General features: G+C 69.6%; 7 protein-coding genes. 3 read left to right on the forward strand and 4 right to left on the reverse strand.

Features of this window, described 5'->3' with window-relative positions:
• On the forward strand, positions 1–542 hold a 542-nt coding region (locus EG885_RS19155), incomplete at its 5' end, for a glycosyltransferase (RefSeq protein WP_131577815.1).
• Here EG885_RS19155 and EG885_RS19160 read toward each other — a convergent pair.
• The 4 genes from EG885_RS19160 to EG885_RS19175 are packed head-to-tail and all read right to left on the reverse strand — an operon-like array spanning position 474 to position 13238.
• Positions 474–1226 carry a 4'-phosphopantetheinyl transferase family protein gene (locus tag EG885_RS19160; protein ID WP_131577818.1) on the reverse strand — a complete coding sequence of 251 codons (753 nt, stop codon included), beginning with the start codon at positions 1224–1226 and terminating at the stop codon, positions 474–476. The two genes, EG885_RS19155 and EG885_RS19160, sit on opposite strands and share 69 nt — an antisense overlap.
• Positions 1223–5875: a MupA/Atu3671 family FMN-dependent luciferase-like monooxygenase gene (locus tag EG885_RS19165; RefSeq protein WP_379106627.1), complete on the reverse strand. Its 4653-nt coding sequence runs from the start codon at positions 5873–5875 to the stop codon at positions 1223–1225. The genes EG885_RS19160 and EG885_RS19165 overlap by 4 nt, the downstream gene beginning before the upstream one ends.
• A gap of 2 nt (positions 5876–5877) precedes the next feature.
• Positions 5878–6882: a glycosyltransferase family 2 protein gene (locus tag EG885_RS19170; RefSeq protein ID WP_131577824.1), complete on the reverse strand. Its 1005-nt coding sequence runs from the start codon at positions 6880–6882 to the stop codon at positions 5878–5880.
• Positions 6879–13238: a type I polyketide synthase gene (locus tag EG885_RS19175; RefSeq protein ID WP_242679754.1), complete on the reverse strand. Its 6360-nt coding sequence runs from the start codon at positions 13236–13238 to the stop codon at positions 6879–6881. Before EG885_RS19175 ends, EG885_RS19170 begins: the two co-directional genes overlap by 4 nt.
• Before the next feature lie 193 nt (positions 13239–13431).
• On the opposite strand from EG885_RS19175, the gene EG885_RS19180 reads away from it, so the two are divergent.
• Positions 13432–14844, forward strand: a complete 1413-nt coding sequence (locus EG885_RS19180) for a hypothetical protein (protein ID WP_131577828.1) — start codon at positions 13432–13434, stop codon at positions 14842–14844.
• Between the two features lie 28 nt (positions 14845–14872).
• Positions 14873–16429: GMC oxidoreductase (locus EG885_RS19185; RefSeq protein WP_131577830.1), on the forward strand; the 1557-nt coding region annotated here is incomplete at its 3' end.

Consider the following 16429-nt stretch of genomic DNA (forward strand, 5'->3'; position numbering starts at 1 on the left):
ATCCGCTGCGGCTGGTCTGCGTCGGGCGCTTTGCCGAACAAAAGGGCCAGATGCTGCTGATCGAGGCGATGGCCCGGACCACCGCACCGGTGCATCTGACGCTGGTCGGGGACGGCCCGCTGGCCTCGGCCCTGTGGGAGGCGGTGGCCCGTCACGGTCTGGCCGACCGCGTCGCCCTGCCCGGCTGGAAGGACGAGGCCGGGGTGCGCGAGGCTTTGGCCCAGGCCCATGCGATGATCCTGCCCAGCTTTGCCGAAGGCCTGCCCGTCGCGTTGATGGAGGCGATGGCCGCCGCCCGCCCCGCCATCACCACGATGATCGCCGGCATCCCCGAACTGATGGTCGATGGTCAGACCGGCTGGCTGGTGCCTGCGGGCGATGCGGATGCGCTGGCCCGCGCGCTGGAACAGGCGGCGACCACGCCCCCCGACCGGCTGCGGCGCATGGGGCTGGCCGCACGCGACCGCGCGCTGTCACGCCATGACATCCACGCCGAGGCCGCCAAGCTGGCGGCCCTGTTCCGCGCCCACCAGCAGGACTGAGGCAAACATGGCGGTCGTCGGCATGTCCCCGGCCTGCATGCCCCCGGCCTGCGTGTTTCCATCATGCATGTCCCCGGCCTGCATGTTTCTGTCCTGCATCGGGGTCGTCTGAACCCATCGCCCTTTCAGCGCGACATCGCGGACGCGCAGAGAAAACGCACCGTGTGACAGTCGGACAGCCACGTCGCGGTGATCCAGCCACAGTCCGGTCAGGGGGAACTGCGCCTTGAACGCGGCCTCTTTCACGCTGAAGATCAGCTTGGCGGCCAAAGCGGGTGGCAGCAGATCGCCGGGCTGATCGCCGGGTGCCAGGACCATCGCCGCCAGATCATCGGGCATCGGCGTGGCGGGTTCCAGATCAAAGCCGATCCCCGCCCAGTCCGACTGATGTGCCACGACCGCCCCTGCCCATGACCTTGTATGGCTGATGCTGCCGACCAGACCGGCGGGCCACAAGGGCGCGCGGTCCGGCCCGGCGGGCAAAGCCTGCGCGGGCCAGCCGACCCCAGCCATCGCCGACCGCGCCGCCGCCCGGCCTGAGGCGAATTCCCGTTGGCGGGCGGGCACGGCGCGGGCCACGGCCTCCGCTTCGCCCGGCCACAGGGGCGGGGCCGCATCCGTCAGCCGCCGCAGCGCGATCCCCACCCCGGGGGGCAGCAGATCGCGCAGCGACGCCGGGATCACTGCCCGGCGCCCGTGGGCCGCATCCGCGCGCGCAAGGCCCGGCGCGCGGCCATCAGATCGTTTGCCGCAGAGGCCGGGGCCGAGGCCTCGGGCGCCGGGACCGCCGTCGCTGCCGGTGAAGGGCTGGCCGCCGGGGCCGCGACGGGCGCCGGTTTGGCCCGGTTGCCCGACAGGTGCGCGGCCAGATCGCGCATCACCGGAAAGCGGAAGATGTCGGTGATCGCGCTGCGCGGCACGCCCAGCTCGTCCTTGATCGCGCGGTGCAACTGCACGGCCAGCAGCGAATGCCCGCCAAGATCAAAGAAATTGTCGTCGGGCCGGACGGCGGGCAGCCCCAGAATCCGCGCCATCAGCTGGCCAAGGCGCGGTTGCAGATCCGCCGCATCCGCAGCGGTTTCGCTGACGGCCTTGCCATTCGCCATCCCCTGCCCCGATGGCTGAGCGGCGACCACCGCCACCGGCGAAGAAACCACCGGTCGGACGGGTGCGGCTGGCGTGGTCGAGGCCAGCGCCTTGCGGTCGATCTTGGCATTGGGCGTCAACGGCATCGCAGGCAACACATGGATGCGCAGGGGCACCATGAAATCGGGCAGATCGCGCGACAGGGCGGCGCGCAGATCGGCGGGGTTCAGATCCGCCGCGCCGGTGACAAAACCGATCAGCTGGCGTTCGCCCGAGCCTTGCGCCTGCGCCACCACGGCGACCTCGGCGATGCCGGGCAGACGGGCCAGCCGCGCCTCGATCTCGCCCAGCTCGATCCGATAGCCGCGCAGCTTGACCTGCTGATCGACCCGGCCCAGAAACCGCAGCCGCCCGGCACTGTCGCGGCGACACAGATCGCCGGTGCGGTAAAGCCGCCCGTCAGGCGTCTGCGGAAAGGCCGCCGCCGTCTGCGCCTCACGGTTCCAATAGCCGCGGGTGACGCCAGCCCCGCCGATCCACAGCTCTCCGGCGACGCCATCGGCGACCGGATTGCCGGCGGGATCGCGCAGATGCAGGCTGGTCGCGGCAATGGGATCGCCCAGCCAGACCTGATCGCCCGCATGACCCAGATCGGCGGTGGCCGACCAGATGGTGGTTTCCGTGGGCCCGTACATGTTCATGATCCGCGCCGGGCTGGCGCTGCGCAGATCGGCCAGCAGACCGGGGCTCAGCGCCTCTCCGCCCAGACAGATCAGTTTCAACTGCGACAGGGCGGCGCGCGAGGCCGCATCCTCCAGCAGCAGCCGCGCCATGGACGGGGTCGCCTGCAGATGGGTGATCTTGTGGCGGGTGATCTGGGCGGCGATGCCGAAATCGGCGTCGGTCACGGGATTTACCCGGTCATGCAGCCGCGCCAGATGGTCCAGCCCCGCCAGCACCTGCGCCGGTGCGATGCCATAGTCGATCAGGCAGGCGATCTCGGTCACGCCGATGGCCTTCAGATCGGCCACCCGGGCCTCTGCCTCGTCTACCGTGCCGAACAACCCGCTGTCGTTGAAGTAACGCTGGAAGGCGAAATCCAGAATGCCCTCCATCTCGTCCTCGTCCAGCGAGGACAGGTCGATCGCCATCGGATCGCTGACGCCCACCGGGCGCTTGAAGGCCGGGAAGGCCCAGGCATATTGCTTGACCAGCGCGGCGGCGGCCCGCAGATAGGCCTTCATCGGCTCGCGGGCGACCTGCATCGACTGTTCGCGCGTGTCGGCCAGATAGCTGTGCAGCATCAGCGTGACGGTGAAATCAGCCGGATCATGGCCCGCCGCGCGCAGGGCGGCATGATATTCGGGAATGCGGGCTTTGATGTCGGCAATGCTCTGGCCCAGCAGATGGGTCAGGACATTGGCACCAAGCCGCCCGGCCTCGCGCCATGTTTCGGGATTTCCCGCCGTGGTCACCCAGATGGGCAGTTCCTTTGACACCGGGCGCGGCTGCGTGACCACCGCAAAGGGGGTGCCGTCGGCGCGGGGAAATTCGACTGCCTCGCCCCGCCACAACCGGCGCAGCTGGTCGATGGTGCGGATCATCGCGGGCTTGTTGGCGGGGGGCATGTTTTCAGGGCGCAGCACGAAATCATCGGGCTGCCAGCCCGAGGCGATGGCCAGCCCGGCCCGCCCGTTGGTCAGATTGTCGATCACCGCCCATTCCTCGGCGATGCGGGCCGGATGATGCAGCGGCGCCACGCAGGACCCGGCGCGCACGCCGATATTTTTCGTGACCGCCGCCACCGCCGCCCCGGTGACCGAGGGGTTGGGATAGGGGCCGCCAAAGGCATGGAAATGACGCTCGGGCGTCCAGACGGCGGCGAAGCCGTGGCGGTCGGCAAATTTCGCCCCCTCCAGCAGCAATTCATATTTTCGCGGCCCGGCGCCGTCATCGTTGCCCCAGTAGAACAGCGACATCTGGGTGCCCTGACGCGCGCCCTCGGGGGCGTCGGTGCCCAGCAGATCGCCCGCGATCACCACCGTCCACCCACGCGTCAGGGTCCAGAAAATCTCCAGCACCGAGATGTCAAAGGACAGGCTGGTGACCGCCAGCCATGTGCCGGGTTCGGGCGATTGCAGGGCGCTGTCCATGCCTGCAAAGAAGTTCACCGCATTGCGATGTTCGACCATCACCCCCTTGGGCGTTCCGGTCGAGCCCGAGGTATAGATCAGATAGGCCAGATCGGCGGGGCCTGCGGGGGTCGGATCGGCCTCGGGCCCGCTGGCATCCAGCATCAGGACGCGGGCCTTGTGGGGCGGCAGCCGGTCCGCGATGCGCGGATCGGCCAGCACCACGGCGGCGCCGCTGTCGGCGATGTAATGTTCCAGACGCTCGGCCGGGTATTCCGGGTCCAGGGGCACGTAGGCGCCCCCGGCCTTGAGGATCGCCAGCGCCCCGGTGACCAGCCCGATGCCGCGCGGGGCAAAAAGCCCGACCGGCTTGCCCGGCCCCACCCCCAGGGCCGCCAGCTGCCGCGCCAAGGCGGTCGCGCGGCGGTCCAGTTCGGCATAGCTGAGGCTGTCGTTGCGAAAGACCAGCGCGGTGGCATCGGGTGTTGCGGCCACCTGCGCGGCAAACCCTGCGGCGATGGTGGCGGGTGCCGCATCGCCAGCCGTCAAGGTGTTCACGGCGATCAGCGGCGCCCGCCCCTCGCGCAGGGTGGGCGCGTTGGGCAGGGCAAGCGCCGGATCGCAGGCGGCCAAAGTCTCGGTCAGGTCGGCGATGGCCTGCCACGCGCCTTGCGGCAGGCGGGCGCGGTCCCACCAGACGCGGATCTGGGCCTGCGGATCGTCGGGCAGGTCCAGACAGATCGCGGCGCCTTGGGGCGCGTCGGCGGGATCGCGGGCGACGACCAGACCGGGCGTGCCGGGACGGCCCAGTTCGGGCGCGCGGGCGATCAGGTCGGCCAGAATCGGGCCACGGGCGCTTGCCGCCGCCAGATCGCGGTCCAGCGTGTCGGCCAAAGCGGCCAACGTCTGATCCTCGGCATCGACCGGCAGGGGGCGAAAGCCGTGCAGGTGATCACGGACCCCGGCGGGCAGAGGCGGCGCCAGAGCGATATCGAAGGCGGTCGAGCCGATCATCCGCACCAGCGCCCCCACCATCGCCGCCACCACAGCGCCAGCGCCCTGCGGCTGCGGCAGGACCAGCCGGGCGGCCTGCCAGTCGGGTGGTGCATCGGTCGCGATGATCTCGGGCAGGACCAAGGGCGCCAGCCGGGCCATGCGGGCGCGCCAGAAGGGTTCGTCGCGGGCGGCCTGACGGATCGTCCGGTCCAGATCGGCGTCAGGCGCCGCGACGGGCAGGCGGTCGCCCTGGGCAAGACCATGGGCCACATCAGCGGGCAGCGGATGCCCGTCCATGCCGGTCAGCCCGGACAGGGCGATTGCACCGCCATCCCCGCAGGCGATCAGCACATGGTCGTGACCGGCCTGCAGAACCTCGCCCGCAGCCGCCGCCTGCATTCCTGCGAGGCGCGGCGCGGGATCGGCCTGACCGACCAGCCGCAACCCACCGGGCAGGGCCACGCGCGGGCGCAGCAGCGGGTTCCAATAGGGGCCGTGATCCAGCGCGCGGACCAGCCGCGCAAGGCTGTCGGCATCCTTGCCGAAATCCAGCATGGCGGCGCCGTCCGGGCGGTCGTCGCGCATATGCCGACGCAGGGGGGCATGGGGCTGGGGCGTGCCCGCATCCTCGCCCCGTTCCAGCAGATCGGCCAGATCCGGCAGGCTGGCCACCGCCGCCTCCCACAACCGGGCGTTCAGGGTCAGGGCGGTGTCGTCGGGTGCGATCGGGACGGGCACGCGCAGCAGCACCGGGCCTTCGTCCACGCCGCCGCCGATGCGATGCCATGTCAGGGCGTGCTGCGTCTCGCCCTCGATCAGCGCCCAGAGGGGGGCGTTCAGACCAGCGCGTTCGGGCAGCGGGCCGTCGTGGAAATTCACCGCGCCGCGCCGCGCCAGCGCCAGAACCGCAGGCGGGATCACCTGCAGATGCGCCACGCTCAGCAGATAATCGCAGGCCACGACCGGACCCACGGGCAACCCCTGGGCGCGGGCCGTGTCGGCCAGCGCCGGATCCTGCAGGGTCACCGACAGCACCTTGTGCCCGCGCGCGGTCAGGATGCGCGCCGCCTCCAGCGTCAGCGAGGCGTTGCCGATCAGCGCGATGTCAAGCTGGGTCACGGTCATTCTCCGGTGGGAAGATCTGGGGTCGAATAATCTGGGGTCTTGAAAATCTGGCGCGGGCGCGAAGGCGCCAGCGCATGGCGGATCAGCGCACCGGCCTGCCCTTTCGGGAAATCGGGATCGGCGCGGCCCATCAGCCCGCGCAACCGGCGGATGCCCAGCCCCGCCACATGGGCCGCGACCGCCACCATCGCATAGGCCCGGCCATGGTTCCGGCGATAGTAATGTTCGCGCGAGGCGAACCAGTAATCGGGCGGCAGCGACCAGTCCTGCATGCCGGTGCTGACCGACCCGATATGGACCACGCGCGCCTCGGGCAGGTAATGCGTGGGCCAGCCCGCTTGGGCGGCGCGCAGGCACAGATCGGTTTCCTCGTAATACAGGAAAAACGCCTCGTCAAAGCCGCCGATGCGGTCCAGCACGGCGGACCGGATCATCAGCGCAGCCCCCGCAACCCAATCCACCGGTCCCGCCGTTTCCGGCATGGGCCGGGCGACGATATGGCGGGCCAGCAGACGGCTGAGCGGGCCGGTGCGGGCGCTGTCCTCCAGCTCACTTGCGGCGCCGGGAAAGCGGAAATGCGTGGCGTGGTGGTGGCCATCCTCGCCCACCACCCGACAGCCCAGCAGGCCGACCTGCGGATGGGACTGCAGGTAATCGCGCATCCGCGCCACCGTATCGGGGTCGAGGAAGGCGTCGGAATTCACGACCAGCACGAATTCCGTCGGTTCAGGCAGGGCCACGCCCATCGCCGCATTGTTGCCCGCGCCAAAGCCGCCATTGCGCCCCGATTGCAGCACCCGCAGGCGCCCCCCGTCGGTCCAGCCCTGCCGGGCCGCGTGTTGGGACATCGTCTCGAAACTGCCATCGCCGGATGCGTTGTCGATCAGGGTGACGGTGCCCGCGATCCCCTGCATCGCGGTCACCGCGCAGGCGCCCGCGCGCAGCGTCATGTCGGCGCTGCGCCAGTTCAGGATGATGACATGAACCGAGCCGGGGATCATTCCGCAGCCCTTGGCAGCATGGCCGGATCGGCGCGGTCGGCGGCGGACAGCTCGTCGCGCATCCGCGCAGCCAGAACCCGCACGCAGGGTTCCAGCACCATACTGTCATGATCGCCCGGAACCTCGGTCACTGTCAGGTCGGGCATCCATGGGGACCACAGGTTATCCTCGAACACATATTCGCGCGCCGCACTGACATGCATCCCGCCCGAGACGCGGAACCGCCGGTCCAGACGCGGACGATACAGCGTCACCGGACCCGGCCAGATCTCCATCCTGTATTGCGGCAGGGCGCCCAGGAAGGCCGCATGGATGGCGGCATTGTGGAACCCGGTCGTGCCCGCATCGGGGATCGCGCGGCGCTGTGCGCGGCGATAGGCCAGCTTGTCGCGCAGCCAGCGCGCGGCAAAGGCCGGGCCTTCCTGACGGATCTCGGCCAGCCGGATCATCAGCCGGTCACGACGCGTCAGATGCGGGCGTTCGGGCACGGGCGTGTCCAGCATGATCAGCCGGGCCGTCACCTGATCCGCGTCGCGCAACTGGCGCGCGATTTCCAGCGCCGTCAACCCGCCGCCCGAGAATCCGGCGATCAGATAGGGGCCGTCGGGCTGGATCTGGCGGATCTCGGCGATGCAGCTGGCAGCGGCCTCGGCCAATGTCGCATGGGGGGGCGTGTCGCCGAACAGGCCCTGCGCCTGCAACCCCCAGACCGGCCGGTCCGGAGAGATGCGCTGCGCCAGCGCGCGCAGGTTCAGCACATTGCCGAACATGCCCGCGACGATGAACAGGGGCCTGCCGCCGCCTGTCGCGCCCTGGCTCATCGGGATCAGATGGGTGAACCCTTCGGCGATCTGACGCGGGGCGGTGGCGGGGGTGGCGCTGCCTTCGACACGGGGGCCAATGCGGCGTTCGATCATCGCGGCCAGGGCGGCCACGGTCGGCGCCTCGAACAAGGTGGCCAGCGGCAGATCCAGCCCATAGGCCTTGCGGATCATCGCGAACAGCCTGACCGCGATCAGCGAATGGCCGCCCAGATCGAAGAAGCCATCCTCGACGCCCACCTGCTGCACGCCCAGCAACTCGCGGAAGAACCCCGCCAGACTGCGTTCCAGATCATTGCGCGGTTCGATGAAATCGTGATCCATCTCGGGGCGTTCGAAGGCGGTGGCGGCACCGGCCTCTCGCGCGCGGCTGTTGCGGGTTTCCTGCGCGATCAGCTGCGGCAGGTCCATGCTGGAGATGGCGATCTGCCCCAGACCGGCGCGCAGGGCGCGGTCCAGCAGGCCCGGCCCCAGATCGGGCGGGATGCCTTGCGCGACCATCCGCGCCAGACGGTCCTGTCCGGGGTGATGGCCCGGGTGATCGACCGCGCGCTGCCCGCCGGGCAGCGCCGCCGTCAGCTGCATGGCGGGGGCGCCGTCCAGACGACGCAGGGTCAGCCCCTCGACCTCGACCAGAACGGCGCCCTGGCGGTCGGTCAGCGTGACATCGAAGCTGGCATAGCCGTCGGCCGCATGGCTGAGGCGCACATGGCTGACGATTGCCGCGCCCAAAGGCGCATGGACGCTGAGCGCGCGATAGGACAGGGGCACCCACAGCTGGGCGCGGTCATAACCGTCGATCAGCGACATGGCCCAACCGGTGGCGATGTCCATCAGCGCGGGATGCAGCAGATAGCCCTGCTCCAGATCGGCAAGCCCGTCTTTCGACAGCGACAGCTCGGCCAGTCCTTCGGGCGCGGCACCGGGCCGGGACAGCCATGTCGCGCGCAGCACGCGCCAGCGGGGGCCGAAGGCCAGCTGGCCTTCCTGCGCCGATTCCAGCGCATGCCCGGTCGGCGCCTGATCGACCCGCATCCGGGCGCGCAGGGCGGCCAGATCGGGCGTCGGACCGGGGCGCCCCGCCAGCGCGATCTGCGCCTCGGCCACCGGGACGGGGCCTGCGCCGAAATCGGCCTCCAGCAGAAAGGCGGTGCCGCCTTCATGCGGGGTCAGGGAGATCTGAAAATTCCGGGTCTCGCCGGGGGCGACGATCAGCGGGTTCAGGAAGGTCAGATCGCGCAGCGCCCAGGGGCTGCCATCGCGGCCTGCCGCCTGCAGAGCCTGAGCCGCCAGTTCGATCATGCCGGTGCCGGGCAACAGGGCCACGCCGTCGCGGGTGCGGTGTTCGGCAATGATCCAGTCATCCGCCGACAGCCGCCCCGTAAAGCGCATCGCCCCGTCCCGTTCGCTGCGCGCGATTAGCAGGGGCTGGGTCACGGGCACGGGCGGGGCCAGATCGCGGCGCCCCGACAAAGCCTCGGCGGCCATGCCGATCTGCGCCCAGACCCCCCAGTTCACGGATGTGACCTGCCCAAGGGCCGCGATCCCGGCGCCTGCGACGGCGTTCAGATATTCATTGGCGGCGACGTAATCCACCTGCCCCGTTGCCGCGATCTCGGTCGAGGTCGACGCGAACAGGACCGTCCGGCGCAGCGGCGCATCGGCAAAGACCAGCGCCAGATTGCGGGTGCCATGGACCTTGGGGGCCAGAACATCCTCGATCTCGGCGCTGGATTTCGCCTGCATGGGCGCGTCGGCAACGACTCCTGCGGCATGGATCAGGTCGGTGACCGGACCCAGCTGGGCCCGGATGCGGGCCACGGCTTGCGTCAGGGCTGCAGCATCGGTGACATCGGCGGCCTCGACCACGATCCGGGCGCCGCTGGCGCGCAGGGCGCGCAGGGCCAGCATCTGCCGGGCCTGACGGTGATCGGGATCGGCGGCGATGCGGGCGTCCCATTCATCCTCGGGCGGCAAAGGGCGGCGCGACAACAGCGCCACGGCGGCGCCCTGATCCGCGATATGGCGCGCCAGCGTCAGCGCAATGCCCCCCAGACCCCCGGTGATCAGCACGACCCCGTCGGCAAAGGCGGGCAGGCCGGCGGGCGCAGGCAGGGCCGCAGGCACCAGATGACGCGCCAGCCGCCGACCGCTGCGCCAAGCGGCGCGGGCGGGGGGCGTGGGGTCCAGAAGATCCTCGATCAGTCGCGGCGCCAGCCCGGCCATGTCCGAGGCCATCGCCACATCGATGCTGCGCGCCGTCAACCACGGAAATTCGCGCATTCCCACCGCCAGAGGCCCCAGCACCATCGCCTTTTCAGGGCTGCGCACCGGTTCCGACCCCGTGCGCACGGCGTCCGAGGTGACGACGACCAGATCGACCGGCGCGCCACCCCCCTCGCCCGCCAGAGCGCGGATCAGATGCAGGGCGGTGTTGAAGCCCTGTTCCAGATGCCGGTGGAACGGGCTGAAGCCCGCCCGCGCGCCCTCGCGCCCCGCATCGGGCACCAGCCAGAAGCTGACGATCCGCTGCGGCAGGCGGTTCTGCGCGACCAGCGCGGCGATCAGCAATTCGAAATCGGCAGCGCCATTTTCAGGCGCCAGCGTGAATTCGTCATCCGAGGTCTGGGCAAAGCGGTCGCCGGGCCGCAGCGTCACGACCGAATGGCCCGCGCGGCGCAGGCGGGTGATGACCGCATTGCCAAGCCCGCTGTCATCGGCCAGCACCAGCCAGCGTTCGGGCGTGCCAAGCGGCTGGCCGTGATCGTCCAGTTCGACATCGGGTGCCGACAGCCGCCATGCAGGACGCCAGCCCCACGCGTCACTGTCGGGCAGGCGCAGCGGCGTGCTGTCATCGGCGGCGGCAGCGGTCCCGGCGGCGGCGGGTTCGATGAAATAGCGGCGGGTCTGGAACACATAGCCCGGCAGCGGCACGCGGCGGCGCCCCTCGCCCCAGATGGGCGTCCAGTTCAGCGGCAGACCGGCGGCCCACAGGCGCGCAAAGGCCATCAGGAAGAACGCATCATCGCCGATCACCTGATCGGGATGGCGCAGGCTGCTGACCACCCGGTCGGGGGCGGCGCCATTGGCCTGCGCCAGCGCGGACATGGCCCGGCCCGGACCGACCTCCAGGAACAGGCGGTCGGGATCGGCGCGCAGGGTGGCGATGCAGCCCCGGAAATCGACCGAATGGCGCAGATGGTCGACCCAATAGCGCGGATCGGTGGCCTGCGCGTCCGTCATCCAGTCGCCGCTGCGGTTCGACAGCAGCGGGATGCGGGGGGCCTGCAGCGGGATCGAGCGCAGGAACGCCTCGAACTGGGGCAGGATCGGGTCCAGCATGCGGGAATGGGCGGCGATGTCGATGGCGATGCGGGCGCAGTCGATGCCGCGCGCCGCCAGCCGGGCCTGCAGCGCGTCGATGCGGTCGCGCGGCCCCGAGACGACGGACAGGCCCGGGGCATTGTCTGCGGCCAGATCCAGCCCCTCGCCCGCCTCGGCCAGCAGTTCATCGACCGGCAGCGGCACGGACAGCATGCCGCCCGGCGCGACCGTGTCGAACAGCCGCCCCCGCAATTCCACCAGCGCGATGCAATCGTCAAAGCCGATGACGCCCGCCAGACAGGCGGCGGTGTTTTCGCCCATGGAATGCCCGGCCAGCGCCTGCGGCTGCGCGCCCCAGCTGATCCACAGCTGCGCCAGCGCATATTCGACGATCATGATCAGCGGCAGCTGGACCGAGGGCCGGTTCAGCGCCTGCGCGGCCTGATCCTCGGCGCCGGGCTCGGGCAGCCAGATCGCGCGGGGATCGCGCCCGGTCAGCCGTTCCAGCACCGCAAGGCCCCGGTCCATCCAGTCGCGGAAGACCGGCTCGGTGTCGTAAAGGCCGCGCGCCATGTGGATGGATTGCGCACCGCCGCCGGGGAACAGAAAGGCCAGCTTCGGCGCCCCGGCCCCGCGGTCATGGGTGAAGACCCGGCGCGGATCGGCGCGTTCCAGCAGGTCTGCCGCCTCGGTCGCGTCGGCCGCGACCAGCACGCGGCGCTTGTCGAATGTCTTGCGGCCCTGCTGCAGGGTAAAGCCCACATCGGCCAGATCGGCATCGGGATTGTCGCGCAGCCACCCGGCCAGCGCTGCCGCATTCGCATCCAGCGCCGCGCGGGTCCGCCCCGAGATGACCAGCGGCTGCACCGGCCAGTCCGTCTCGGCGGCAGCGGCGCGGGCGGGCGCGGCCTCCAGCACGACATGGGCGTTGGTGCCGCCGACGCCAAGCGAATTGACCGCCGCGCGGGCCGGGCGACCCGGGGTCGCGGGCCATGGCGTCCGCGCGGCCACGACGTGAAAGGGCGTGTCGTCGAAATCGATGACGGGATTCGGGGCCTCGAAATTCAGGCTGGGGGGGATCTCGCCGTGATGCAGCGACAGCGCGACCTTGATCAGCCCCGCCGTGCCCGCCGCCGTATCGAGATGCCCGATATTCGTCTTGACCGACCCCAGACCCGTCCGCCCGCCCCCGCTGCCCATGGAAAAGGCTTCCGTCAGGGCGGCAACCTCGATCGGGTCGCCAAGCCGCGTGCCGGTGCCGTGGCATTCGACATAGTCGATGGTCGCGGCATCGACACCTGCCAGCAGATGCGCCTCGGCGATCGCCGCCGCCTGCCCCTCGACCGAGGGCGCCAGATAGCCCGCCTTGGCCGAGCCGTCATTGTTGATCGCGCTGCCCCGGATCACCGCCCAGATGTGATCGCCGTCCGCCAGCGCATCCGACAGGCGGCGCAGCATGACGACGGCGGCCCCGCTGCCGAACACCGTACCCTCGCTGCGGTGATCAAAGGCGCGGCAATGGCCGTCGGGCGACAGGATCTCGTTCGGTTTGTACAGATAGCCGCGCCCCTGCGGCAGCTCGATCGTGACGCCGCCCGCCAGCGCCGCGTCGCAATCGCCCGCGATCAGCGCCTGACAGGCCGCATGCACGGCGACCAGCGAGGTCGAGCAGGCCGTCTGCACCGACACGCTTGGGCCGCGCAGATCAAAGGTATAGCTGACGCGGGTGGACAGGAAATCCTTGTCATTGCCGGTATGGCGCAGCAGGAACATCCCCGTCTCTTCGACCAGATCGCGGTTCGAACAGATGTTGACGGAAAAATAGGTGCCCATGCCGCAGCCTGCCCAGACCCCGACGGCGCCCAGATCATCGGCCCGGTGGCCCGAATGTTCGATCGCATGCCAGCAGGTTTCCAGAAACTTGCGGTGCTGGGGGTCCATGACCGCCGCGTCCTTGGGGCTGAAGCCGAAAAATTCCGCATCGAACTGATCGAACCCGTCCAGCAACGAGGCGCGGGCGACATAATCGGGATGGCCGGTGCGGGCCTCCGATTCGCCTGCCACGCGCAGATCATCGGGCGACAGGTCGCGGATCGATTCGATCCCGGCCCGCAGATTGGCCCAATAGGCCCCCGGATCCGCCGCCCCCGGCAGATCAAGACCGAAACCGACAATGGCAATATCACGCGTGCTGGCTGGGATCCCGGACAAGATCACCTCTCCCTCAAACTAAGAACTTCATTCCCCGGCGCCGCGAGGCATCGGCCGACCAGGATACACAACCTGAACCTGCAAGCGGACCCTTAGCAAAGCTGCGAACCGGATGCATGGTAATTCAAACAGATTTGTATGGAAATGGCAGGCAGTATCGCTTAGGCGATGGCTCAGTAATCCGGGGGTCGTTTTGGGTAATCCGTTAGCGCTGATGATGCTGGCCGCCTGGCCGGTCGCAGCTGCGATCCTGTTCTCGCGCTTGGGCTATCTGCAGGCGGTGATCTGGACGATCCTTGCGGGATATCTGCTGATGCCTCCGGTTGTAGGGATCGATCCGCCCCTGCTGCCCGAACTGAACAAGAATGCCATCGCCGCGCTGGCCGCGACGGCGGGCGCGCTGATCCTGCGCCAGCAGTCCCCCCTGCCCTGGCAGCGCCCCGAAGGGTGGGTCATCGCCCTGATGGTGCTGAGCGTGCTGACCCCCATGGCCACCGTCGTCACCAATCCCGAGGCGCTGGTCGAGGGCATCACCTATCGCCCCGGCCTGTCGATCTTTGACGGCATCAACGGCATGATCGGCGCGATGCTGGAACTGCTGCCCTTTCTGCTGGGCTACATGATCCTGTCCTCGGTCGAAGGGGTGCGGGCCTGGATGGGGGCGCTGGTGCTGGCGGGGCTGGCCTATTCCCTGCCGATGATGCTGGAGATCCGGCTCAGCCCCCAGTTGAACGTCTGGATCTATGGGTTCTTTGCCCATGATTTCAGCCAGTCGATCCGCTATGGCGGCTATCGCCCGATGGTGTTTCTGGAACATGGGCTGTGGGTGGCGCTGTTCGCCACCATGGCCGCCCTGTCCGCGACCGTGACCCTGCGCGAGACGCCGCGCGGCAGCGGGCCTGCGCGGGTCCGGGCATGGGCGGCGATGCTGTATCTTCTGGCGGTGCTGTTCTTGTGCAAAAGCGTCGCCTCGATGCTCTATGCGCTGCTGATGGTGCCGCTGATCCTGATGGCACCGACCCTGTGGCAGATGCGGCTGGCGGGGGGATTGGCGGCGGCGGCGCTGATCTATCCGCTGCTTTTGTGGCTGGGGCTGTTCCCGGTCGATCTGTTCAAGGATGCGGCCATGGCGGTGGATGCCGAACGCGGCCGTTCGCTGGAGTTCCGCTTTAACAACGAGGCGTTGCTGCTGGACCGCGCCAGTCAAAAGCCGCTGGCAGGCTGGGGCGGATGGGGCCGCAATCTTGAGGTGGACCCGATCTCGGGTGAATATACCAGCGTCAGCGACGGGCACTGGATCGTGGTCATGTCGATCAGCGGGATCATGGGCTATGTCGCGGCCTTCGGTCTGCTCTGCGGATCGGTGCTGCGGCTGTGGATCGCGTCCAGGGGCCGGGTTCTGGACCGCTGGACGGCGGGGCTGGCGCTGATCATGGCGGCCAATCTGGTCGATCTGATCCCCAACGCCACCGTGACGCCGCTGACATGGCTCAGCGCAGGGGCGCTGGCGGGGCTGGCGGCGCGCGGGGTGACGGCAGATGCGGCGGCCCCCGCCACCACCACCGCGCCGCAGCCGCGCGGACGGCTGCGCACGGTGATCGGATGAACCGCCCAACCCATGCCAGAGGTGCCAGATGAGCAACATCCTGCGGCCTGACCGGATCTGGGACGTGATCGTCGTCGGCGCCGGTCTGGGCGGCGGCACCTGCGGGCGCGCGCTGGCCGAGGCGGGGCTGCGGGTGCTGTATGTCGAACAGGGCCCCGCCACCCCGCGTCTGGCCGAAAACACGCAAGAGGCCGCGCGCGACGATCCCTTTACCCGGCAGATGTTCGGCTGCTGGCCCCTGCCCGTCGATGCGACCGTCAATGGCGTGCGCACGACGGCCTTCGGCGCGCAGGGCGTCGGTCTGGGCGGCACCTCGTCCTTTTACGCGGCAGCGCTGGAACAGCCCGAGCGGCACGATTTCGAATCCACCCCCGACATGCCCCATCCGACCGGCGGCTGGCCGGTGGCCCATGACGAATTCGCGCCGTGGTTCGCCCGCGCGCGCGACATCATGGCCGTGAATGGCGGGCAGGATCCCTTGGGCGATCCGGTCGGCCCGCTGGCCACGCCCCGGCCCCTGTCGCCCCGCGATGCGGCCCTGGGGCAGGCGTTGCAGGATGCGGGCCTGCATCCCTATCGCGCGCAGCTGGGCATCCGCAATGTCGAGGGATGCATGGAATGCATCGGCCATAAATGCCCGCGCAACTGCAAGATGGACGGGCGCTCCGCCGGGGTCTGGCCCGCCCTGGCCACTGGCCGGGCCGAGGTGCTTGAGGGCGCGCGCGTTCTGGCCCTGACGGGTCACGGTCGCACCGTCACCGGATTGCGCGTGGCCCATGACGGCGCCGAACAGATGCTGCGTGCCCGCGCCGTGGTGCTGGCGGCCGGGGGGCTGGCCTCGCCGCGCCTGCTGATGGCCTCGGCCACGCCGGACTGGCCGCAGGGGGGGGCCAATTCCAGCGGGCTGGTCGGGCGCGGGCTGATGTTTCACATCAACGAACGCATCGCGCTGTGGCCGCCGCGCAAGGCGCCGCCATCCTCGCCCGGTCCGCGCAAGACCTTTTCGATGCGCGATTTTTATCGCCATCAGGGCGACCGGATGGGCCTGTTCCAGTCGCTTGGCCTGCCCGCCGATTTCGGCAATATCCTGTATGTGCTGCATGAAAAATACGACCGCTCGGTCCTGCGACGGGTCCGTCCGGGGCGCGAATTCCTGCGCATCCCCACCCTGATCGCCGCGCGGATATTGGGCGAGGCGCGGGTCTTTGCCGGCATCCTCGAGGATCTGCCCGATGACCGCAATCATGTCGGCTTCGATCCGGCCCGGCCCGGCGTCATCATCTATGATTATACGATGTCCGACGATCTGCTGGCCCGGCGCAAGCGGTTCCGCAAGCAGCTGAAACGGCGGCTGCGGGGCGTGCGATCGCTGTGGCTGAGCCATGCGCCCGAACTGAACATCGCGCATCCCTGCGGCACGCTGCGGTTTTCCGACGACCCGGCGCGCGGCGTGCTGGACCGCGATTGCAGGGCGCATGATCTGGACAATCTGTATGTGGCCGATGCCAGCTTCATGCCGACATCGACCGGGGTCAATCCGGGCCTGACCATCGTGGCCAACGCGCTGCGGGTGGCCGATGCGCTG

The sequence above is a fragment of the Paracoccus nototheniae genome, from assembly GCF_004335005.1.
GTDB lineage: Bacteria > Pseudomonadota > Alphaproteobacteria > Rhodobacterales > Rhodobacteraceae > Paracoccus > Paracoccus nototheniae.

Excerpts from the sequence above, each read along its gene's own strand:
- EG885_RS19170 (WP_131577824.1), bottom strand. The coding sequence starts at position 6,882 with ATGATCCCCGGCTCGGTTCATGTCATCATCCTGAACTGGCGCAGCGCC.